Annotated in this window: 24 protein-coding genes; 7 read left to right on the top strand and 17 right to left on the bottom strand. The window is 54.8% G+C overall.

The genetic code is table 11. The features are described from left to right. The first annotated feature begins 1157 nt into the window (after nt 1-1157). The 4 genes from D7S44_RS21660 (at nt 1158) to D7S44_RS24170 (ending at nt 6383) form a co-directional block, all read left to right on the top strand. Nucleotides 1158-4634, top strand: a complete 3477-nt coding sequence (locus tag D7S44_RS21660; RefSeq protein ID WP_120458282.1) for an autotransporter domain-containing protein — start codon at nt 1158-1160, stop codon at nt 4632-4634. Between the two features lie 147 nt (nt 4635-4781). Then, nucleotides 4782-5378, top strand: coding sequence for a hypothetical protein (locus tag D7S44_RS21655; RefSeq protein ID WP_120458281.1), 597 nt, complete (start codon nt 4782-4784; stop codon nt 5376-5378). 293 nt (nt 5379-5671) lie between these two features. Further along, complete coding sequence (locus tag D7S44_RS23720) at nt 5672-6211, top strand: tyrosine-type recombinase/integrase (RefSeq protein ID WP_334316714.1); 540 nt, start codon at nt 5672-5674, stop codon at nt 6209-6211. Next, nucleotides 6129-6383: a tyrosine-type recombinase/integrase gene (locus D7S44_RS24170; protein WP_158591296.1), complete on the top strand. Its 255-nt coding sequence runs from the start codon at nt 6129-6131 to the stop codon at nt 6381-6383. Before D7S44_RS23720 ends, D7S44_RS24170 begins: the two co-directional genes overlap by 83 nt. 419 nt (nt 6384-6802) lie before the next feature. Here the strand turns inward: D7S44_RS24170 and D7S44_RS21645 are convergent, their stop codons facing one another. The 10 genes from D7S44_RS21645 to D7S44_RS21600 all read right to left on the bottom strand — a co-directional run bounded on the left by D7S44_RS21645 (nt 6803) and on the right by D7S44_RS21600 (nt 16640). Further along, nucleotides 6803-7228, bottom strand: coding sequence for a tail fiber assembly protein (locus D7S44_RS21645; protein WP_120458279.1), 426 nt, complete (start codon nt 7226-7228; stop codon nt 6803-6805). Between the two features lie 15 nt (nt 7229-7243). Next, nucleotides 7244-8659: a gp53-like domain-containing protein gene (locus D7S44_RS21640; protein WP_120458278.1), complete on the bottom strand. Its 1416-nt coding sequence runs from the start codon at nt 8657-8659 to the stop codon at nt 7244-7246. Between the two features lie 67 nt (nt 8660-8726). Beyond that, nucleotides 8727-9389, bottom strand: a complete 663-nt coding sequence (locus tag D7S44_RS21635) for a hypothetical protein (protein WP_120458277.1) — start codon at nt 9387-9389, stop codon at nt 8727-8729. Then, entirely contained in the window at nt 9390-10517 is a 1128-nt protein-coding gene (locus tag D7S44_RS21630) for a baseplate J/gp47 family protein (RefSeq protein WP_120458276.1), read from the bottom strand. It lies immediately after the preceding gene. A gap of 4 nt (nt 10518-10521) precedes the next feature. After that, nucleotides 10522-10887 (bottom strand): GPW/gp25 family protein, encoded by a 366-nt coding sequence (locus tag D7S44_RS21625; RefSeq protein ID WP_120458275.1) that lies wholly within the window; start codon nt 10885-10887, stop codon nt 10522-10524. Between the two features lie 12 nt (nt 10888-10899). Next, nucleotides 10900-11502, bottom strand: coding sequence for a phage baseplate assembly protein V (locus D7S44_RS21620; RefSeq protein WP_120458274.1), 603 nt, complete (start codon nt 11500-11502; stop codon nt 10900-10902). Next, a complete protein-coding gene (locus tag D7S44_RS21615) occupies nt 11499-12614 on the bottom strand; it encodes a phage late control D family protein (RefSeq protein WP_120458273.1) in 1116 nt (371 codons plus the stop codon). Before D7S44_RS21615 ends, D7S44_RS21620 begins: the two co-directional genes overlap by 4 nt. Beyond that, nucleotides 12601-13605, bottom strand: a complete 1005-nt coding sequence (locus D7S44_RS21610) for a hypothetical protein (RefSeq protein WP_120458272.1) — start codon at nt 13603-13605, stop codon at nt 12601-12603. Before D7S44_RS21610 ends, D7S44_RS21615 begins: the two co-directional genes overlap by 14 nt. A 238-nt stretch (nt 13606-13843) precedes the next feature. Further along, nucleotides 13844-14140 (bottom strand): hypothetical protein, encoded by a 297-nt coding sequence (locus D7S44_RS21605; RefSeq protein ID WP_120458271.1) that lies wholly within the window; start codon nt 14138-14140, stop codon nt 13844-13846. 217 nt (nt 14141-14357) lie between these two features. Then, on the bottom strand, nt 14358-16640 hold the full coding sequence (locus tag D7S44_RS21600; RefSeq protein ID WP_120458270.1) for a hypothetical protein: 2283 nt from the start codon (nt 16638-16640) through the stop codon (nt 14358-14360). 137 nt (nt 16641-16777) lie between these two features. On the opposite strand from D7S44_RS21600, the gene D7S44_RS21595 reads away from it, so the two are divergent. The 3 genes from D7S44_RS21595 (at nt 16778) to D7S44_RS21585 (ending at nt 17789) form a co-directional block, all read left to right on the top strand. Continuing rightward, nucleotides 16778-17038 carry a hypothetical protein gene (locus D7S44_RS21595; RefSeq protein ID WP_120458269.1) on the top strand — a complete coding sequence of 87 codons (261 nt, stop codon included), beginning with the start codon at nt 16778-16780 and terminating at the stop codon, nt 17036-17038. Between the two features lie 75 nt (nt 17039-17113). Continuing rightward, nucleotides 17114-17305, top strand: coding sequence for a hypothetical protein (locus tag D7S44_RS21590; RefSeq protein WP_120458268.1), 192 nt, complete (start codon nt 17114-17116; stop codon nt 17303-17305). 37 nt (nt 17306-17342) lie between these two features. After that, nucleotides 17343-17789: a hypothetical protein gene (locus tag D7S44_RS21585; RefSeq protein ID WP_147402126.1), complete on the top strand. Its 447-nt coding sequence runs from the start codon at nt 17343-17345 to the stop codon at nt 17787-17789. Here D7S44_RS21585 and D7S44_RS21580 read toward each other — a convergent pair. From D7S44_RS21580 to D7S44_RS21555, 7 genes are read right to left on the bottom strand one after another with little or no spacing between them, the layout of a single operon-like run. Further along, a complete protein-coding gene (locus tag D7S44_RS21580) occupies nt 17782-18216 on the bottom strand; it encodes a phage virion morphogenesis protein (protein WP_120458266.1) in 435 nt (144 codons plus the stop codon). The genes D7S44_RS21585 and D7S44_RS21580 overlap by 8 nt on opposite strands. Next, complete coding sequence (locus tag D7S44_RS23585) at nt 18216-18362, bottom strand: hypothetical protein (RefSeq protein WP_158591294.1); 147 nt, start codon at nt 18360-18362, stop codon at nt 18216-18218. The genes D7S44_RS21580 and D7S44_RS23585 overlap by 1 nt, the downstream gene beginning before the upstream one ends. Before the next feature lie 35 nt (nt 18363-18397). Beyond that, a complete protein-coding gene (locus tag D7S44_RS21575; protein WP_120458265.1) occupies nt 18398-18775 on the bottom strand; it encodes a hypothetical protein in 378 nt (125 codons plus the stop codon). 8 nt (nt 18776-18783) lie between these two features. Next, a complete protein-coding gene (locus tag D7S44_RS21570) occupies nt 18784-19215 on the bottom strand; it encodes a hypothetical protein (protein WP_120458264.1) in 432 nt (143 codons plus the stop codon). Between the two features lie 31 nt (nt 19216-19246). Beyond that, nucleotides 19247-20800 (bottom strand): phage tail protein, encoded by a 1554-nt coding sequence (locus tag D7S44_RS21565; protein ID WP_120458263.1) that lies wholly within the window; start codon nt 20798-20800, stop codon nt 19247-19249. Between the two features lie 45 nt (nt 20801-20845). Then, the gene (locus D7S44_RS21560) at nt 20846-21421 is read right to left on the bottom strand and encodes a hypothetical protein (RefSeq protein WP_120458262.1); all 576 of its coding nucleotides are present in this window, start codon (nt 21419-21421) and stop codon (nt 20846-20848) included. Nucleotide 21422: 1 nt separating this feature from the next. Next, complete coding sequence (locus D7S44_RS21555) at nt 21423-22067, bottom strand: hypothetical protein (RefSeq protein ID WP_120458261.1); 645 nt, start codon at nt 22065-22067, stop codon at nt 21423-21425.

The raw sequence follows: 22067 nt of genomic DNA, 5'->3' as shown, positions 1-22067 counted from the left end.
AGCGGCGATCATCACATGATTCTCGCTCAATATTCGTAACCAGTAAGCGCATACCCTGAATCACTTCAAAGTGTAATTCTCAGGGTACGAATGACTATAAATCGCTCAAAGCGGTCCTTCACCTTGAAGCAGTCGCCTTCTTCAACACACAGAGTCAGAACCGAAAAATTCCCACCCTACCCGTCTTTAAAGCTCTCAGGTATTTCATAGGACGTCTCAGCTATCGCGTTAACATCGCGTCGTGGTGCTCTAATCCACTGACACTGTCGCCCTTCCACCAGCCTTTGAGCCAGTTACAGGTTCCCCCCTGTGCCTGCCTGAACTGTTTCCCTTCTGCTCGTCAGAATGCGCGAAATTTAGCAATCTGGGCGGGCTCTGGTAGCTTATCAAGCTTCATTCCAGGAGACCGTTGCTCCTTAGTTGTAATTTCATTCTCCGGTGAAGTCTGGTTACCCATTCGTTTAAAACCTTTTCAGACATTTGAAACTAAGGCCTGACGATCCTGCTCTACTGCATACCCCAAGGCAGAGATTAGGTTGTTGATTCTCGGGTCAGCTCTGTGCCAGAAGCTGACGTTGCACTCGAACTCTTATAGTAGATTTGAGTGCTATACCCGTAACAAAGAGAGATATAAAACCATGATCGAGACGATGTAAATCGCAGCGATAAGTGATACAGAGGCCGTTACAACACTAACAAGATTGGCTCACATCTTTGCAGTCGAGCAGCTAATGGAACCGCCAGCTTAATATGGCAAGAAGCACTTCTGAGGCATGCAGTTTGAAGACCTTGAGAACGTCAAAATCAAACGTTATGTGCTGACAGCAGTTTGTTTACTCTTTTCCCTTTCCTGCTCGAAAATCGAATGCATCCGTACACCCGGCTCTAATTCATTCAGCCGGTATCCTGCTTTTTAATCTGCAATATGCGTGTCCGGCCATAAACTGGGTCCAGTTTTTTATTCTAAAGAGTTTTATCTTCAGCAGAACTTATCATTTTAGAATCCTCAGACATCAGGAGGCTTCACTGAGAATGCGACTAAATGCGGCGGGGGCGCTTACATTCGCCAGGCAGTATTTGTGGCAGAAATATCTCATGATAATTTATCTTTTAGGATAAATCTTAAAAACAAACTAGCAAATGCTTCCGGGTGAACTATGGGCTGTACCAATTTTTTCGGGCGGATAATTGTCGGCCTGACGACTGCTTTTGTCATATTTTGCTCTGTGCCAGCTGCCTTCGCCCTGTCCAGTGGCTGCGCCGCAGTAAATGCCCTGTCGGGATCTTCCAGTCTTTCCTTCAGCTCAAACCGCTACCCGGCGTCTGACTTTGCGGCCGGTGATGCCCTGACACTGAGCTTTACCGACAGCGGTGCGGCATACGGCGGAAACGCGACGACCGCCGACAGCGTCAGTATCGCGCGTTACAACCTCAGCAGTTTCCAGACTTATAATGCTGCCAGCGCCACCAGTAGCACGTCTCAGACCGTGACCATCACTGTGCCGTCAGGCAGCCTGGAGGCAAACGGCGTCGCTATCCGGGCCACGACGGCGAACGGTCAGATAAGCAACCTGGTGTTCAGCTGCACCAGCGCATCGGCGGCCTCCGGCGACGCCACGCTCTCCGGCCTTTCGCTTTCATCAGGAACGCTCTCACCGTCGTTCAGTGCCTCAGCCAGTAGTTACAGCGCCTCGGTCGCCAGCAGCGTGTCATCCGTTACGGTCACGCCCGTTGTCACTGAGAGCCACGCCACCGTCACCGTGGACGGCACCGCCGTGACATCCGGTTCGGCGTCCCGGTCCGTCAGCCTGGCAGCCGGCAGCACGACCAGCATTTCCGTCGTCGTCACGGCGCAGGATGGTACGACCCGGGCGTATACGCTCAGCGTCACCCGTGCGGAAGCCGCCCCGGTTTCGTCAGGCAGCGCCGCCACCGTAGCCGCTAACAGTACGAACAACGTCATTTCGCTCTCCCTGAGTGGCGGAACGGCAACGTCAGTAACGCTTGTCTCCACCCCGGCTCACGGCAGTGCTGCGGTCAGCGGAACCACGGTTATTTACACGCCCGCAGCCGGTTATTCCGGCAGCGACAGCTTTATCTGGAATGCGTCTAACAGCGGAGGCACCTCGGCCGATGCCACCGTGTCTCTGACCGTCACTCCTCCGGTGCTGGCGGTGGCGCCGGCATCGGGCGCACTGAACGCTGCCACCGTGGGGAACGCCTGGTCACAGAGTCTGACAGCCTCCGGCGGCACCTTGCCCTGGACCTGGTCCGTCACCGCACTGCCCGCCGGGATAACCCTCGACGCAACTACTGGCACGCTGTCCGGAACGCCCTCTGCCGCAGGCAGCTACAGCTTCCAGGTCACCGCGACGGATGCGAACGGTGCTACCGGCAGCGCCAGCTATACGCTGGTCGTCAGCGCCGCCTCGCCGGTGGCCAGCGACAGCACTGCCACCGTGGTCGCCAACAGCAGCAGCAATCCAGTCACGCTCAGTCTCTCCGGCGGGACGGCCAGTTCGGTCAGCATCGTGAGCCCGCCGGCTCACGGCAGCCTGGCCGTCTCGGGTGTGACGGTGTCCTACACCCCGGCCACGGGTTATGCGGGCAGCGACAGTTTCACCTATACCGCGTCTAACGGCAGCGGCACCTCCGCCAGCGCCCGAGTGTCACTTACCGTGACGCCGGTGCTGCTGACGCTGTCACCCGGCAGTGGCGCACTGAATGCTGCCACGGCGGGCAGCAGCTGGAGCCAGACGCTGACAGCCTCGGGCGGCCGCGCACCCTATACATTCAGTGCCACCACCTTGCCCGCCGGCGTCACGCTGAACGCGGCAACGGGTGCGCTGGCCGGAACGCCGTCTGCGGCGGGCAGTTACAGCTTCCAGGTCACCGCCGCTGACAGCCTGGGCAACAGCGGCACGGCCAGCTACTCGCTGGCCGTCAGCGCCGCCGCACCCGCCGCTCTGCAGCTCCAGCCCGCGGGCGGCGCCCTGCCTGAGGGGAAAGCCGGGCAGGCATATTTTCAGGCCCTCGGCGTCACGGGCGGCACCGCGCCCTATCGCTGGCAGCTGAGCGGCACCCTGCCGCGTGGACTGACTTTTTCCGACGGCGAGCTTTCGGGAACCCCTCTGGCCAGTGGAAGCAGTACGTTCAGCGTTCTGGTGACGGATGCCACCGGCAGGGCTCTGCAGGCCGCGTATTCGCTGGAAACTGGCGCGGAGGCACCGTCCGCGGCTGACCACGCCGCCACGGTTGCAGCCGGGCAGTCGGTTACTGTCAGCCTGACCGGCGGGGCGACCGGCGGTCCGTTCACCGGCGCCCGGCTGCAGGAGCAGCCGGACAGCAGCCTGGGTAAGGCATCAGTCCAGGCTTCCGGTACCGACTATCAGCTGCTGTTCACCGCAGCCGCGCAGGCCAGCGGAACCCTCACGCTCCGCTATGTTCTGACCAGCGCCGCCGGCTCAACGTCACCGGCCCGGGTAACCCTGACCATTACCGCGCGCCCCGACCCTTCGAAGGATGCTGACGTCATCGGACTGGTGAGCGCGCAATATCAGGCCGCACAGAATTTTGCCCGCGCGCAGCTGCGTAACTTCGGCGACCGCCTGGAGCAGCTGCATCGCGGGGCTGACCTGCCTCCTGACATGACCGGCGTCCACTTTTCCATGCCTTCCTCCGGGCCGGAGCGTAATGCGGATCAGAAAATGTGGGGCCAGGCCTGGCAGCAGCAGAAATCCGGCCTGAACGACGCGCAGGCCCGGCCAGACGTTCCCGCCTTGCCTTTTGCTGGCGGACAGCAGGCACAGCGGGTGTCGTACTGGACCGGGGGCTATGTCGATTTTGGCGGCGACAATGCGGACGGGGTGCGCTTCAGCCACACCACCGTGGGTGTCACCACCGGGGCCGACTATCGCTTTACCGGGACCTTTACCGGCGGAGCGGGCATTGGCTTCGGCCGCGACGTCAGCGACATTGGTGACGACGGCACCCGCACGAACGGGCGCGCGCTCAGCGCCGCCCTTTACGGCAGCTATCACCCGGGTTCCTTCTTTGTGGACGGTTTGCTGGGACACGGCTCGCTGAACTTTGACAGCCGTCGTGCGGTAACCGATTCCGACGCTGTGGCCCGCGGTTCACGATCGGGGCGTCAGGTCTTTACGTCACTGACCTCGGGTTATGAATTTCGTGCGCCCGACAGACTGGTTTCACCCTACGCCCGTCTGCAGTACACCCGCACGTGGCTGGACGGCTTCAGCGAGTCGGGCGCCGGTGCGTACAGTCTTGCCTACGCACCACAGACGGTTGCGCAGGTCGTGACGGCCGCCGGACTGCGGGGGGAACGCATTGTGCCAGCCCGCTGGGGTGCAATGCGCCTGCAGGGGCGCATCGAGTATGCACAGACGCTTAGCAACAGTGGCACCGCGCGCGTCGGTTATGCTGACACCGCCAATGATACCTGGCGCGTGGCGCTGACCGAGACGAGCCGGCAGGTGATGACGGTCGGCACCGGCATTGATTTCCTTCTGCCGTACAGCATTACACCGGGCATTGCCTATCAGGGCACGCTGGGGCTTGATGCTCAGCGCACGCGCGACCAGATGGTGATGATCCGGGTGAACATTGGTTTCTGACAGTGTTACCGGGAAATGTACCTCCTGTACCGACGCCTGCAACGGTCGGTGACATTATGACAGCACGATCCGGCTAAACTATAAACTCACGGTACACGGCAGGTTTCAGACACCTGCGCTGACCAGATATAGATCAAGGAGTACTGAGTGTCAGACAATCCAATAGATACGAGTCATGGTGGCAAAGGCCGTGCCCCTGATGATGTCAGCAGCCGTGTGGATAAGGCCATGCAGGAGCAGCAGCTTTTAGCCGTTACACAGGCCGAGGTAGAGACTGAGCAGCAGAAGAAACGACAGTGTGCTGAACTGGCCGATCACCGGACCAGGCTTCTCAAAGCTGTACAGGTTGAAGCGCCCGACCTTGCCGCCCCCCTTTTTGAAAAACTCAGCGCTCTTGCCCATGATAATCATGAATTCGCGCCGCGTGAGGTTGTTGACCTTCTGAAATCCCATAAAGCCCGGTTCAAAGATGAGCCAGACTTTTTTGATTTAGGTATCGCTCAGCGTGCAGATCTTCTCGACCGCGTGGGATTCTACCGGGGCGTGGTGATCGATCATTCGCTGAGTAATTCGGTAGAATTCGGTTTCAGGGACGTTCTTATGAGACTGGATGACGCTCCCACAGAAAGCCAGCGGCTCCTGCCGGCCCGGCTTTTTTACCGCAAGCCTAACTTTTCAGGCTATTTCGAAAACTACTACACCACCTCTGAAACGATGTTTCAGACGCAAAAAAAACCTGCCTGAGTGACCCTTCTCTCTTTGGCTGGCTCCGCTGTTATTTCAACTGCTCGTCTATGTACTCATATTCAACGCTGCCCACTTTCCCGATCGTAACAGCATCAATACCGGGCGCTTATAAGCTTATTTTACCTGCAATGACTAAAGCAGTGTGTCTGGCAGGCCATAATACCGGCGTGGGGAAATCACAGCTGTTCTTCCCTTTTATCCGTATGAGTTTTATGTACCTGACTGTTCGGCTTTCTCAGGCCCAGCTGGTACATCACTGATGGCAAACAGACAATGGCAGTTATCCTCAGGTGTGTGCTGAACGACATCTTCCGGGAAGCCATTGTGGCCGGGATTATCGAACGAAACCCGGTAGAACCTACGCGTACATCAGCCCCAAAATACAGAGAAGCCGGCTCTCAACAGAAGATCTTCGCAAATTGCTGGAGGCCACGCGTGAAGTGGAGCCGTGGTTTTATAAAGCCATGCTCATCGCTCTGTTAAGCGCACAGCGCAGAGAAGATATCACCCGTATGAAATTCTCGGATGTCAAAGACGGGCGCCTGTTTATTACGCAAGGCAAAAAAGGAAACACGCTGGCCATACCTTTCGCGCTCGGGCTTCCTGAAATAGACATGACGCCGATTGATGGCATTGCATTATGCCGAAGAGATAATCCTTCTGAGTATTTGATTTATTCAGCCACCCGCCGACATGGACGCAAACCCGGCCCGGTCTCGCCAGAAAATATTACCCAGGCATTTTCCCGTGCACGCGCGCTGTGGCCTGGACACAATCGAGAATCCGCCGACCTTTCACGACATAAGAAGTCTGTCCGGACGCCTGTATGAAGCCAGACAGGGTGAGGCTTTTGCCCAGCGGCTGCTGGGTCATAAAAATCTTTCAATGACCAAAAAGTACCTTGATCCCCGCAGAGCACGAGTACGTGCTGGTCTAAAGCATATCTCTGATTTTCGGACATTTTCGGACAGTCAAAAATTCTCCTTGCATGTCAGGCGGTAAAAGTTAAGCTATATACAAAACATATTTAAAATATATGCGATTTTTTTATAGGAAAATCAATAAAATACATCAGGAAAAAAGCAATTTTTTGTTTGCAAAGCGTGTTATCACTTATCAATAAAAACAGTCAGTTAACGTTATCGAAAAATCAGGTTCGGACAATTTTCGATGCATCACCCCCCAAAATCATTTCATCTTTACTGTTTTGCTGACATTAAGGTACCTGTTACCCGCTCAGATTTTTCGGAGTCAGACGGCCTGAGTACTGAAATCAGTCTTCCAGTAGTGCTGGAATTACGGTGAGTCCAGTTGAAAAACTGGCAGCCAGTGAGGATACGTATGAGGACTTAATATTTATGCCTGGCAAGGATAAATTTCTGGATATAAGTCATTTCAAGCAAAAGAAGCTGAAAAATATTTTAAATTGATTCAGGCTTGGCCGGCCAGGCACCATGCTTATCCGGTCCGGTCATATTATAAATATTGCTGAGATAACATTTCCATTCAGCTAATAACTTCTGATCCGAATCAGTAAGGGGAGTTACTGATGCGATAATTGCAAGCCCGCTTATTTCATCTATTGCCTCGCTTAATCTGATGTTTTTTATTGTCTGGAAGGTCGGAGAAGGCTCGCTGTCAGAGGGTAATGATCCATTCGTCCAGCAAGGTAACCCCTGTTCATCTGAACCGCGGACTTTACCTTCTGGTGGTTCGCCACAATATTGAGACCAGGTATCATCTGAGACCAGACTGATATCATCAGGCCAGAGATGATTTCGAATATAACTTTCTTTTTCGGCCATAAGGTAAAATGCACTGGTAGTGGGGCTAAAGCCAAATTTCATAATATTGACACCTTTTCATTTCCCGATTGCGAGCCAGTAAAACTCAGGTTCGTCTGTCCCTGCAATTATATTAAATTGGGAATTTTCAATGTTACTGACGAAAACGTTCCAGGTGCTTTTTTTGTGGGCTGCACAGAGTGTTGTTTGCACATGCAGGCATTTCGCAGGAAACACAACGGGGAAAGTGACACGGGTTGTATTTCCTGACCGGCTTGCCTTCCCTCCCTGAATAATTAATTTGCGTCCTGGGCCATAGTAATACCAGGCCAGCTCGCTTCCGGAAAGGACCGGAACCAGCTCATCAAGCCACTTATATAAACTGCCATGCCACTGTTCCCCTTTAATGTCCCCGCCCGTTGTTATTTCAGCTTTCCCGACTTTGAGGCCATGCCCTGCGCTGAGCGAGCCATCAATGCTGATGTTTCCGGTGACATGACCACCCGAAACCGGCAGGAAAAGCCTGTCTGACTCCTGTTTGCTGTAGCTGACTGACGATGACCGCAATATCCATGCGTTAATGGCTTCATACCATTCAACTTCTGCGATGTGGCCACTGATGAGCTGCCCGGCACAGAGTGCTTCATGGTTAGGTGTGAGAATACGGGACGCAGAGAAAGAGTTAACTTTAAGAGAGGCAGCGCCTGTATTTGTTGATTTCACGCGAAAATATAAACGTGTGCCATCCCTCACCTGCTGGATAGCAGGTTCAAGATTAACGACGCACTGATTGTCAGTTCCGGTGTCATGGCCAAAGGTCAGGGAACCCTGTTGAAGCGCTGTCACGAGGCCGTTTTCTGGCAAAAATGGTGACCCTGCGGCCGGCCGGATATCATCTGCATGAATGGCCGTCGCGCCGTAATTCACTGTGATAACCCATGCCCGGGTATAACCGGCATCGGGTTCTGGCGTAACCTGAGCTCCGCTGAGAACCGGGGTTCCCGGCTTGATCCTGACCTCACATACTCCCGCCCTTACTGTATTTTGCGCATTCCCGGCATTACTGGGACCACTGTATGCGATGGCCGGATTAGCAGCGTTGTAATACGGCAGTACAGCCGGGCCCGTATCCACATCTCCGTAAGCCACCTGAATCAGATAGGTAATACTGTATCCCTGCTGCGTGGGCGCATTCAGCCTGAACTGGCGCGGAGCCATGTTGAGTCCCTGCTTCAGAATGGTATTTGTGTTATCTGCGTCCAGTGACGAGTAAGGCGAGCCATCGATATGCTCCAGGGAGTAAATTTGCCCTTCCCCAATCTGAATGCTCATGGATGCAGGTGCGGTAGGCTTACATGCCAGCCCGTACAGCCAGGTGTTCTCACCCAGAATGGCTGACGCCAGTTTCGCCAGCCCTGTCATGGCGAATTTATTCGTGTTGAGCAGGTCAGTTTCAAGGGGGATCTGACCCGGGTATACAATCTGACGGTCCATTCTTTACCTCATAAAAAGCCATCCTTCCGGACAGCCGTTGTGTTAACAGGTTAAAAGCGTCAGGGTTTTACAGCAGCTTTATCCAGACAATGGTGCCTTCCATTTTCACGGCCGCGACCGCTGCGTATATCTGCGCGTCAGTCACGTTGCCATTCACCATTTCATGAGAAACATACTCACCCTGTGAAGGCACGCTGTAACCCGAGGGCGGCGTAGCGTATCCGGCAATCAGGGGAATACCTGTTCCCTTGGGACGGAAGGCCACAACGAACGCCTGATAAGGAAGAAGCAGAGAGCCGTATCCTCCGGCCATCCCATAACCGAGCGCTGGTCCACCGTATGAACCTGTATCCATGGGGCGCTGCGGCTCAAAAACTCTGGGTGTATTACCTGTGAGTTCCTGCAGGATGTCGATAACAGCCTGCCGCGTGCCCCGCTCCCGGAAGAGGTTGATCCTGATGTGATTGCGAAACGCGTCGTCGGACATCCCGGCCCGACGCTGCAGCCCGGTGCCGAAAAAGTCATACGCGGCGATATCCAGCCAGCCATCAGCGGCTGAGGAAAGGCGCGTCTGTGTCAGGGCATAACGGTAAAGGGCATAGCACCATGACAGAGACCTGGCGCCAGCCATAAGTACCCCATGCATGACGGGGCTGTTGTCAGCAAACCAGCCTGATGGCAGAAGCGCCTTGAGCCGCTCGTAAAAATCGTTCAGATCGCCTTTTGCCATTCAGCTCACCGTAACAGTGCCGGGCCGGATGACCTCTTTTTCAGAAGCAGCCAGATCGGCGTTTCCGTTATTGAGTGCCAGTGAGGTTACATTGGTGATCAGTGGACTGGCGTTGTACGCGACTTTAACCAGCTGTGTATACGCCAGTAATTGCCCCAGCGACAGGCTATTGATGTACGTTCTGATGGCAGCCTGCACCAGCCTTACAACTGCCGCATGGTCCGCTGACGCGTCGGTGATAACCGTCAGGGTGACATTTGCCAGACGTTTTACCGGTCTGAATACCCCAAAGCTGACCGTAAAGCCCCTGACGGCTTCGACAGCGGTACAGGCCTGTTCAATAAAGCTATCAGACGGTTCGCCGCTGCCATCATCCACAACAGCGTAAAAATAGCCGGGCTTTGCCAGCCCCTCGTACGTTGTATTTTCAGTGAGTGTGTAAGTCACGCCGGCCTGGATGCTGCTGAGGGCATAACCTGCAGCTGCCCTGGTGGATTTTGACAACGACGCTATCCATAAAACAAAGCGTGCGCGAAAAGCGTCATCCTGTTCAGCATCTTTCCCGCCGGTAAACGGGGCGTTGTTCATGACAAAATCGACATACGGGATGCTGCCGACAATGACGGTAACCGTACCGGCCTGGGCATTTCCGGCCGCGCCTGCAGTGTCGGCCCGAACAGGAACGGTAAGGGAAACAACGCCTCGCGCAATGGTGTATCCCCCCTGTGAAGCATCCCAGGCCGCACTGGTCAGGTCCTCAACGACTGCATACGCTTGCGAGCCGTCGGTTGTGGTGATGCGGGTCCCTGTCCGGATGAAGGCCGGTTCGGCTGCGGTAAAACGGCTGAAGGTAACTATCCCGGTTGCCTGAACCGCAGACAGCCGCCGGAAACCAAAATCTGCCATCCAGCTGTCCAGATCTTCCCCTGAACAGGTAGCGGCGCGGGTTGTCACCAGCAGCTTCACAATCAGCTGCTGGATCCACATGGCCACACCGGCGTTAGACTCCACAAGCGCGCGCAGAATGCTGCCAGTAGACAGGTCTGTCAGTTTCGCTGCTCTCGCCTGCAGGGTTGTAACCTGCTCACGCACCAGTTCAGTAAATGATTTGATGTTAAGAGACGCCATGCTTTTACCTCGTTACGTCAAAACGGAGTATTTCTGTCGTGCCGGCCATGGCATCGGTATACGTCACCGATACACTCACCCCACCTTCAGTCGGGCTGAGTGTTACCGCGGGTGGAGGATCGGATGCCACAGCCTCTTCCAGCAGCATTTGTCCCCGGATAAGTGCTTTCCATTCACCGGGATTCACCGTCTCGCCCACTTTTTTACCCAGGCCTGCACCGTATTCAGGATGAAACAGGTATTCACCCGGGCTGGTCAGAAGGCGGCGAAGTATTCGCTGCTTTGCCCGCTCGCTGCCGGAAACCGGGCGCAGGTCGCCGGCAGCCGAGACCTCAAGGTCACTGCCGATCAGATGCCAAAGGTCATACATGCGTGTCGTCTCTTAAGGGGTACTGATTTGCTGACGAGGAGATACGGTGAAGTTGCCCTCGCCTTTCTCAAGATGCGTGTGCCCGTTATAAACCGTGCGGATTTTCTGCAGCGTGCCATGTGCACCGTTATGGTCGCTGATGTCCTGAACAACCTTCAGGTTGCAATCCATCAGCACATCACCGCCTGTAAAATGGTGTGACGGCGCGTCATACGTCAGCTTTTCTCTTGCGTGAAGCAGCACTTCACCGCTGTTCATAAACTTCAACAATGAGCCACTCTGGTGTATCAGCCAGAACTCGCCGGCAGGCGGCCCGGGGCAGCGGTCGATATCGTTGTAAAACTGTCCGGCAGCCATACCGGTACCCATCAGCCCCGAGTCAAATTCGACCTCCACGACGGCACCTGTCATCGGCCCTGCGGCCAGGCCCCAGCCGTTACCCACCCAGGGCGAACTGAGAGGTATCCATCCGGTTTCCTCGCCCGTGGGCTGCAGTTGCACTTTCACGGCGTAACTGCCGGGGTCATAGGCAGTAATAATGCCCTGTCGTGTACGGCTGTCACCGGCAACCGACTGGCGAGCTGCAGCGGCCATGACATTCAGGAACGCTCTCATGGCAGGACCTCCAGCGCCGGGCTTTGGTTTTTGCCTGATATGTGCATGGTATAGCCGTCAGCCTGACTGAGGGTACGACGTACGCTGTCGCACCAGTAAATCTGGTCAAAGGGACTCTGCGTGCCTTCGATACGGACCAGCATGCGGGGTGTCAGCAGGTTGTCTCCTGCCATTGAGCAGCTGAACTTCATCTCATGCTGAACAATGTTGCGGTAAATCGTCTGCGCCAGCGCGCTGGCTGATTCAGGTGTAAGGCCATTGCGAATGACGCGATAAACCTGCGTTTTTGCCATGGCGCTGCCGGGAGGAGTGTTTTTGGGAGCCTGCGGATACGAGGCGACAAACTGTTTGTTCTTGTTCTTTGCATTCCAGCTCAGCACCTCCACCGTCACGCCTTTTGAAATTGTCAGCGCACGGGAAAATGACAGGTCATCAGCTGTATTGCACCGGGGATAAGCAAGCTGACCTGCCGGTTGCCATCTGATGACGTACGTACCGGCTTTACCAGGCTCAGTGACCGGTTCGAAATGAAGTCTGTCATTGTCGACATACACGGTGAAGTTCTCTGTGCCGGCCAGAGCGCTAATCAGGTCCCAGTCGGTCTGCTCCCCGGTCAGGTGCGCCGTGTCAATCTGATAAAATTCACCGAAGCGCTTTGTCGTGGCCGTGACAACTGGTGTCAGCCCGTGTCGCTGCGCCAGCATTATGGCGATCTGCGAACTGGTGTAGTTCTTAAAGCTTTCTCCTGCTGACCTGGCGTCAATCAGCCGTGCGGTAAAGTCACGACCCTCAGCTGTCACCTCGAACCGGGCCGGATCGTAGTGCCAGTTATCGATATTGCCTGTGATGAGCTTCTTCTCGTCTGTGCCAGCCTGGGTGATGACAGAAGCAAACAGTTCAACAACGACAGTCGTCTGTCTTCCCCACCAGCTGAGCATCTGCATTTCAGCCGGCAGGGCTGAAATGGCCAGGGTCAGATCAAACGTGGCGGCTCCCCGAAAGGCGTTACTCTCTACGCTGAACGAGACAAAAGGCACGTCATGGCCATTTAACAGGCACCGCCCGCTTATCTTACGGACGTCTGACCTGAACGCAGCGTTACTGATGTCCATGGTTAACCTGAGGGCTGGATGGAATGATCAGGGTCTGAATGCCGCTCAGCTGTGGATCTGTCAGGTCATTTGCTGCGGCAATGCTGGTCCATTTAGCGGCATCGCCATACTGCTCAGAGGCGACCTGATAAAGATTACCGCCAGACAAGTTCACTGCCCTGACACCATCCGCTGTCTGGCCGGCATGGATATTTTTGTTGAGGCGTCCCAGCACGTCCTGTAAGTGACAGAGGGCAGGAATACGCGTCGCATGATCCAGCTGGTTAAGCAGATTAGTGACCGTTCTGGATACCGGGTAGCCCGGTATCAGCCCACCCAGCGTCGTGATTTCTCTGGCCGCTGATTCGAGCACCGCAAGCTCGTGCCGGATAATATTTCGGGCAGCGATGAGCGGTCTCACGACCGCCTGTACCTGCTCCACGGTGGCATGGGCGAAATCACTGACCTGTTTTACAGCCTGGTGGAGATACTGAACCGTCTCTGTTACCGCATCGATGTTAATGATATTACTCAGCCCCAGCGCACGGCCCAGGTCACTGTCAATCAGTCCCCGCAGTGCACCCGTCAGTGCATCTGCCTTGTCCGGGCACCCTTCGTTTCTGACAACGGCTACTTCAATCGTATAAGGCCTGCGCCAGACAAACTCATAGACCGGGCTGAAAGCCGTAATCACTACAGTGAAGCGATAGTCATCCAGCGTCAGCACTACCGGGTGTCCCGCATCGCGCATCCGCTCAAGCGCGCTCACACGCTCCCCGGCCTGCGATCCGGTGATAGTCCCGGACCAGGTCAGCGGCTCGTATTCCGTACCCAGCACGTCAGCGATGCACTGGCCCCCGATTAACTGATGCTGCACCGTCTTCTGCCTGCCGGCGATAACCATTCGCTGAGGGACTTCAAACTCCATGAACTCGAAGTCTCCCAGCATCAACCGGGTAACAGTCGGATCCATGCCCTGTGCAAATGGCTTCAGAGAGTTAAGAAGTGACATAAGTCTTCATGATTTATTGTGAGGTGTTTGACGGTATTGCTCTTCTTCAGACACAGGAAGGGCAGGCAATCATCTTTAAGGAATGGATAACAAATTCGAGGGAAATGATGTCGCCCGCCTGCCGCTGAGGATCCGGGCTTTTGACGTATCACTGACCAGCGTCAACGGGTCTTTTTAACTCAGCCTCTGAGAGGGTAATCCGCAATCAGGAAGAAAAAACCCGCTTTCGCGGGTTCAGTTATGCAGCATTATTTTTGCGCCATTCATCAACCATCTCTTTTGAAACTTCCTTTTTGTAGCAAATGGGGGCATAGCCGCCCTGCTTACTCCACGCGCTTCTTCTGCCACAGCTACTGCCGTTGCGAGCTGAGTTAAAAGGACAGGCACAGACACCCGGGTATGATGCAATAGAATCTTCGATGATGAGCTGACGTATCTGGTCATCAGTCTGCCGTGTGGATTTAGCGTCAGAAGCGCCAGCCCAGAGTAAACTCACGGCCATAACCAGTGAAACAGCAACAGTGCGTATATCCATGACACCCTCCTGATAATGAGAGAGCTAACTTAATTCATCACAGCACCAGGCGATCGCGCGAAAAAGAATCATTAAATGCATTAATTTTGAACAAACAGAAACTCGTCACGGCCGGGACGTCATTCAGAAGTCTGAAAACCGGAAGCCCTGAGAGCATTACCTGAGGAACAGGCAGGTAGCGTTACTACACCAGGATATGAACTGAGAAAACCAGTTTTCAGGGCAATGAGAGATTGCCAGCCTGTCCGGGATAAGCCATCAGCATTGAGGGATCGAAAGCGCTGGTGGAAGAAGGCGCTCTGGCGGCCTGTTTACTCATGCCATCCATCACAGTGGCTACCAGCACCTGACGGCCTTCGTGCGTCATCAACAAATTGACTGGCTGCTCCGTTCTGGTACCCGCGACGGGTGGTACCGCAGGGTATCTGCCGGATTTACGGTAACTCTGCTCACGTGTTCTCTGGTTATCAAAATCAGCCTGAGAAGGCATCCATGGTTTATAGGCAGCCCCGTGATCTAGCGCATTCTGCCGGGCAAGCCGGTCACGTTCTGCCATTTCCTGACTCTGCGATACGGTGCTTGCAGGATAGAGTGCTGCAAGTGTGGCGGTGGCAATGACAGCCGGAAGCCCGGAAAGCGCGGCCGCCAGTCCGGTCAGACCCGTCGTGGCGCTTTTCCCGATGAGCATATCTATGCCCCATCCCGCCAGTTTAAGAGGTGACAGCAAAGCGCCGACGGCGTGTTTCATCACCCACATTCCGCCGCTCAGCGTTGCCAGCGCGGTTGCCGCCAGGGCTGCCTGTCCCACAAATTTAGCCAGTTCGGGATGTTTATGTGCGATGTCCGTCATGCGCCGCAGGGTTGTCGTCAGGCTCTCCAGCCCTTTGTTGAAGGTATCCAGTAATCCACCGTCTTTACCCATAACCAGTTGCAGATTCTGCCATTTCTTCTGGAAGTCGATAACCTTGCCGTTGTAGGTTCCACCCACAGCGCCATAGGCATCATTCAGTCCCCGCGCGATCCCATAGGCGTCGATACGGTGATGAATGGTGGCCAGCTGCCTGTCGATAAGGTTAAACATCTTGCCGCCGGTCCGCCCAAATATCAGGGCGTTCTCGCGCTGTATCTGGTCATCGGTATAATGTTTTTTGCGGTAGATGGGCAGGATCATCTGCTCGTAGTATTCCACCGGGGACTGGCTGAAAAGCTGAGAATTGACGAGTGGGTTACCCAGAAAACGCTTCACCCCGCCCATGCTGTTGAGTTCAACCTTGCTGGCATCCCAGACACCCATCTTCATCAGGTCGTGAGTGACCTGGTTGGGCAGCCTGATGATGCCGTTTAACCGGTTGTAGGCAGTCATCAGCGCATCGCCTGCTGAACTGCCCTTCAGTTCGCCGATGACGGGTTCAAGCTCAGCGAACAATGCTTTATTGCTGAGGTTGAACGCGGAGGTGCCGGCTTTGGCCATGAACTGACGATACTGGGTGAAATCGACGTTACCGCCTGAAGACTGAATGGCGCGAAAGGCCGCATCCATCAGTTCATTAAAACGCTCAGGGCTTTTCAGGCCACCTGCTGTTTCGGTGAATCGCAGCATGTCCATCTGCTTTGCAGTCGTGGCTTCGCGCTGATGCTCATCGAGTCCACGGGAGGCGAAGTTGATTCGCGCCAGCACGGGCGCTGCCATTTTTGCCGCACGTAACTGTTCATCCAGTGTTTTTGCACCTGACTCACTGAATACGCCCTGTGCTTCTATAAAATACTTCAGGATGTCAGTGACCGAGGAACCGCGAATCCTGGTCTTTTCTGCAAAACGCTGCGCTTCGTATGTCGCAGCCTGACTCATACCGAACTGTCTGAACTTCTCGGTCATAGTCTGGTAGCGGGCAGCCTCATCCACGAAGCCACTCAGCACTTTAAAGCCGAGGTAGCCTGTGGCCAGACTGGTCATGCCGTCCGAATATGAGTAATGGCCGGGAGGTCGGCCATTGCTCCCACCGTTCCCTGCCCCGCCGTCACCCCAGCCGCCCGGTGGCACGCCGTTATTCCAGCCATGCCATCCACCGCCGGAACCTGACGGAGGAGGAAGCGCGAGTCCCCCGCCATGGTTGCCATATCCACCACCTCCACCTGCAGCCGCAGCACCAGCGGCCAGAACAGGCAGCGTCAATGCCGCGCTAAAGCCACCAGCCAGCTTTGGAAGGTTACTGGTGGCACTGTTCATGCGCTGGGCATGGTCGGCAGCCGAACGTATTGCGCTGGCATACTCGCGGGCCCCGCGGGCTGCGGCAGAGAACTGGTTATTCAGAGAGCGGTTAAGCGCCCGCAGTGCGGATGTCGCCTCTTTCGCTGCGCTGGTCAGCGCTTTGATGTTCTTTGTGATTGCGACAAATTTCTTATTGAGTTCGATCGCATCACGGCTTACCTGCAGCAGGTTCCGCGTAAGCTGGTCGTCCAGCGCAAGACGCACGGCTACACGGTATGCCTGGATATCCATAGTAACCTCGTCTTGCGGGCATTAAAAAACCACCGGAGCGGGTCAGTTTGAGATACTAAAAGTGTCGAGGGGGATGCTAAACTTTAACGTTAATTTGTCGATAATCATTTTCACGCCCAATCAAAAGAGACTAGGCTATGGATAAGCTCGCGCGGTTATTTGAAAAGTCCCAGGATGCTCAGTCTCTTTATCAGCGAACTACTGACGATCAACTCAACTTTATCGCCAGAAAATGCAACCGAGACGAAGTCGCTGCCATTCACATCAGGCTGAAGCTATTTTGTGCAGAACTTGCTGCATGTCCAGAATGGGATGGTGATAATCAGGACCAGATATGGGAGGCGATCGACACACATAAGCGTCTTCTTAATCAAATTAGGCTACTAAACAAGCTTTAGTGATTAATCAGTTTAGCTAAATAAATAAGGCTACCTGCCGATACCATCGGGCATGTAACTCATGGAGAATATTCAATGGAAAAGCCTAACCCTCTCGCAGCCCTGTCGTTGATAATCTGGGTTTTGATGTTCATCCCATGCTTCCACATGGCGCAGAAAGCTGGCTTCGGATGGAAGATGGCCCTGTTGCTTTCATGTCCAGGCATCCATTTCATCATGCTCTATGTCTTCGCTTACAAGAACTGGCCAAGCCTTCCGTATGCATGATACTAGTGAAAACTAAATTATTTAGGGTTTTTTGATAATGAAAATAGCTTCGTTGGTTTTAGCATCAATGCTATGTTTTTCATTCGCTACTTATGGCTCGAAGATAACTACTGATAGAGTCGGGGCTTCAGGTGAATGCCTTGGCTACTTATCTATGTTCAGTGAGGCCGATTTAAAAGAAAAACCTAACAGAACTCGAGAACTCTCTGATCTATTTAAGGCCTCTTTCGGTGAGGCAATGCAGACTTCATCAACTAAAAAAGCAATAGATAGTGGGTTCTTCGCTAAATCGGGTGCCGACTTTAATAAAGATTTCTATAGCGGTTTTATCCTGTCAGGTATCTTTAATGAAACCACCAAAAAAATTAAAGACTCCATTCCTAATAAAGAAGCAGTGGATTTATCATTTGCAGAGCTAAAACAAAGATGGGGTGAGGAGGCCAAGAAGGCCTATACTTCAGAAAATTGTGACTTAATCAGATGACAAAAACCCACCATAAAGCCAATCCAATAGCCTCCATCAGAGGATCAATCTTCCGTACATATGCTGGTCCGATGAAAGGACGTGGCGGTATGCGGTCGGTACCGACCTCCTGCCAGAAACCAATCTGACTTTTCGTGCCCACAATGGCCGCCAGGCCAATCACCTCACTCTCGATTGAGTCTCTCAGCTCACCTGAACGCAGCAGCGGATCGTCTTCGGTATAACCCGAACGAACACGGTCGGCTCTTGTGGAGGCTGCCAGCGGTGCCCATGCTTCAAATGGCCCGACAGCGGGCTGATACACGCCAATTTCCTCCTTCGCCGTTTCCTCGATTTCTTTCACAATGTCGCGGAAACGCTGCTCAAGCTCTGTGGCGATTCTGGCGGAGGCATGCGACATTTCACGCGCGAACATGTCCAGGTCCATCAGCTGGCCTCCTCCCATTGCCCGGTATTCCAGTTATAACGGCCTCCATCGAATTCACGGATGACCACGCCCATGGCAATGCGCTCATGGGGCATCAGCTCAGTCAGGCCGGGAAAAATAACGCTGAACGGAACCCCGGATTTCATCAGCCAGCACTGGTTAATAAAGCCGGGGTTCTGCGCTAGTTTTTTGCGGCGGCTTCCGTGAGCTCTTCATCGTCTCTGGCGCGTTCACGAAGCCAGCCTGAGGCGGCCTTAAGTCCCTGCTTGCCAAGGATGGCCAGCAGGGTTTCAACCTGCCGGGGGTTCTGTGGTACCGGGTATTCTTCCCCGTCGATTTCCGCTACCGCCGCAACCGGGAAAGCATACAGGTTCATGTACATCACGTTCATCGCCATTTCCGGGCCGACGGCTACCGTCAGGCGCGACTCCTGAACCGGGTCGAGTTCACGCATTGTCAGCAAACGCCCTTTCGCATCCTTCACCTGATTAGAGCTAAGTGTTGCAGGCGCAACGGCTGCTGTCGGCAGTTCATTTTCGTGCACTGTTATCTTTGCCATATTTACCCTTAATTCACTTTCTTGCGGCGATTTGCAGTGAATGACATCGTCTGGTTGACCGTCTTCTCGCCCTGCTTGTTACCGGCATCGGTGAGATGAAACGACACCCCTTCATACCGGTACACGCTGACCGTGCCATTCGCTTCGGTGATGGTTTCGGTAATGGTGCCGCGGGGCTGGTCGATACCGTTGTAGTAGTTGTCTTCCCACTTCGCCCAGAAGTCATCGAGCGTGGCATCCATTCGTTCAGCGGTGATGGTGCCATGCCAGCCCACGGGGATTTGCAGCTCGTCGGTGATGCCATTCAGAGGGGTAATCTTCTGCGTTGAAACCTGCGGCTTCGATTCAAAGCTCATGATTTTGGGAATACGCAGCTTGCCCGCGGGTGTATTGATATCGACTGCGATATCGCGACCTACGGTATAGCCAAGGGTGGGCATGGGTTATCTCCAGAAAAAATCGCTGCGATTGTTAACGTGGATTGTCATTTGAGAATGAAATGGAGACGCTGCCACCCCCTTCCATATTCACGAGGAAGTAGCGCACCACGTTCAGGTATTTCACCTGTATGTCTGCCGTCATATAACCCAGGGCAACCCGAGAGTCAGGATTGTTGGTCGCATCCAGACGCACCGAAAAAGCCGGCCCGCCATTCGGATCTCCGATCATCTTTAACCCTTCGAGCGTCGATAAAAACGACTCAAGGGTGCTTTTGGTTTCCCGTCGCAAGTCTGTCGTCTGGTTGTCACCGACCACGCCACCAAAGGCTGATGCGATTGTCAGCGCCAGGAAGTTGGTCATGCGGGTATAGGTGTCATCGTTCTGGGTCGGGTTCGAAGAGGTGTTGCGCCCGGAACGCATACCGAAGTAGTTGCCGCCCGGACAGGGTTTCGTAATCACATCGAGGCGTGCTGCGTTAATCGTTCCGATTTCCTGAACGGAATAAGGTCGTCCCGCCAGCTGGCGCTCGGTGGCAATAATGCCCGGGATACGCTTGTTCAGCGTAGAAATATGAGGTGGCCGGGAGGCAATATTTGCAGCCTCAAACGTCGCGGGCGCAATCATCCGGTTAATGCCATTCGTGGTGTCTTCCCAGTAGGGCCAGTCGCCTGTGATGAGCTTGAAATGCCAGTCATCCACGCCCGAGCTGTTGAGTGCATCAGACAGGGTTTTGCAGTCGGTTGACGCGGCACCCTGAGCGACTATGTATGCACCCTCAGCCTGAGCAAAAGCGGCCATCGTCGGCCAGCAGGATGAGTCGGTCACGTCCGTGAGACTGATGACCTGTGAAAATGTGCCGCGCAGCGCGTACATTCCCTTGCGCGGCGTATCGATGCCGTCAGTACCCACAAGCATTGCGTCAGTAAGCCCTGTGGCACCATCCGTGCCGCCGCTGAGCGTTATTTCCGTCACTTCGTCCATGGCAGCGGCGTCGGACTCTGCGACTTTTGCGCGCACCAGCTGGCTGGGCCCCCGGACAGTTAACTGTCCCTGATTGACTGCCGCCGTCATGGCTTTCAGCAGGTCGTCACCCTCACCGCGGAGGTTATCAAACACCTCTGCACTTACGCCGGGCAGACTGACGGTGAGTTTCAGGGATGCAGCTGCCGTGCCCTTGCTGATACCAGCGCGAATCTGATTACCTCGCGTACCGCTGTAGAGCGCTGACAGTAACAGAACGCTTTTCGTGCTGCCTTCACTGAGTTTTCCCGTAGCAACCGTATCCCGCCCGTTCGTCACACGCACACAGTTAAGGCTGGTGGCCCCCACCTGCAGCGAAATGGCGGCGGCGGTAGAAAGGTCATACTTTCGGTTAACGGGTGCGCCCAGAAAAAAAGCCAGCTCGGTATCAGAGCTGATGCGAAATGCACTGTTTACGGGCCCCCAGCTCGCCACACCAACCAGACCCAGTCCATCGGTGGGAACGCCATTGATGTAGCGCGCCCGTGGTGGCACCACCTGAACATACAAATCCGGCGCGGTCAGTGCAGATGTGTTGAGGTCGCCGGCAGGATAAATCGGCATGAAGAGTTACTCCATTTTGAAGGTAAGGTGCAGGGTGAGCGGGCGTTACCGTACGGCCTGTTGATTATTGAGCGTGACAACGGTCTGAATAACTTCCGGCGCAGTGATGGTCTGTGTGGTGGCAAAATTCACGCTGAAGAACAGATCGCGCCGGTACACGTGCCAGTTCTCCGCGCTGTCTGAATCAAACTGTCGGACATAGAACAGCTGGGCAGGTGCACCATCGCCCAAATCAATATTGCTCTCAGCAGAAAGCGCAGCATCTGTCGCTGTACCCGCCTGTTCTCTGAGTTCTGGCGTGGGTGCCCAGACGGTAATCTGAAAATCTTTAATCTGACGCTTCAGCTCCCTGACAGCTTTGCCTGCCCTGTCTCCAGCGCCTCTCACAGGGCGGAATGGCCGGCCCAGCGGGGTATTTACCCTGCGCTCAGTCGGAAGCGGCCAGACTGAAATGTGCACACTGCCAGCATCAATATCCGGCTGCAGCAAACCGGGCACAGGCCAGCCGGGATAGACTTTAACGGGAGCATTCACTGTACCAGGCAATGCCGTACCGTCAGGGTAAATGGACTCGGTCACTCGCCTGGCAAGGAACCGTAAAACATCATCGACACTGGCCATGCTAAACCGATACCCGCATCGCGATGAGGCGCCAGCCCATATCAGTCAGTTCACTGCCCGTAATGACGTATCGCCGGCCAGTCTCATCACTGACAAAATCCCCCGCCTGCATCTGTATGCCACGGAATGCCGACATAAGGATACTGTAACCGGCGCTGCGGGTGTCGGCGGGTAACCGGAGCGGGCTGTGTTCGCCACTCCGGATCAAAAGAATACTGGCCGGCCAGTCCGTCATAATGGCCTCTTCACGCGCAGTTGTGGTCCCACCATACTCCTGCATCCCGATGCCCGGCCCTTCAGATGTGGTACGCCTGAATGTGATGAGCCGCTCCGCCTTAACGCACAGGACGGGCTGCAGCAGGGGCATTGCCGCCACATAAAAGGTTCCCTCTGACGGCGAGACCAGAAAATCCCCTTCCCTGAAAAGGGTGGCATCAAAAATGCCGATGCGTGACGCCTGACCATATCGTGCAGCGCGCATGTAACTGTTGTCAGCGACAAACGAGGCGGGCAGAAGCTGTAGTGGTGTGGTTTTCAGAGGGCTGAACGGGCTGGTCGCACGATAATGGCTGACAATATTTCCAAGGCGCTGAGCCGCCATACCATTGCCATGATTCACTTTGGCCACCAGCTGTGATGCATCCAT

Source organism: Pantoea piersonii, assembly GCF_003612015.1.
GTDB classification, from domain to species: Bacteria; Pseudomonadota; Gammaproteobacteria; order Enterobacterales; family Enterobacteriaceae; genus Pantoea; species Pantoea piersonii.
The sequence above is the reverse complement of the archived record's forward strand: the minus strand, read 5'-3'. Positions and strand labels throughout refer to the sequence as shown.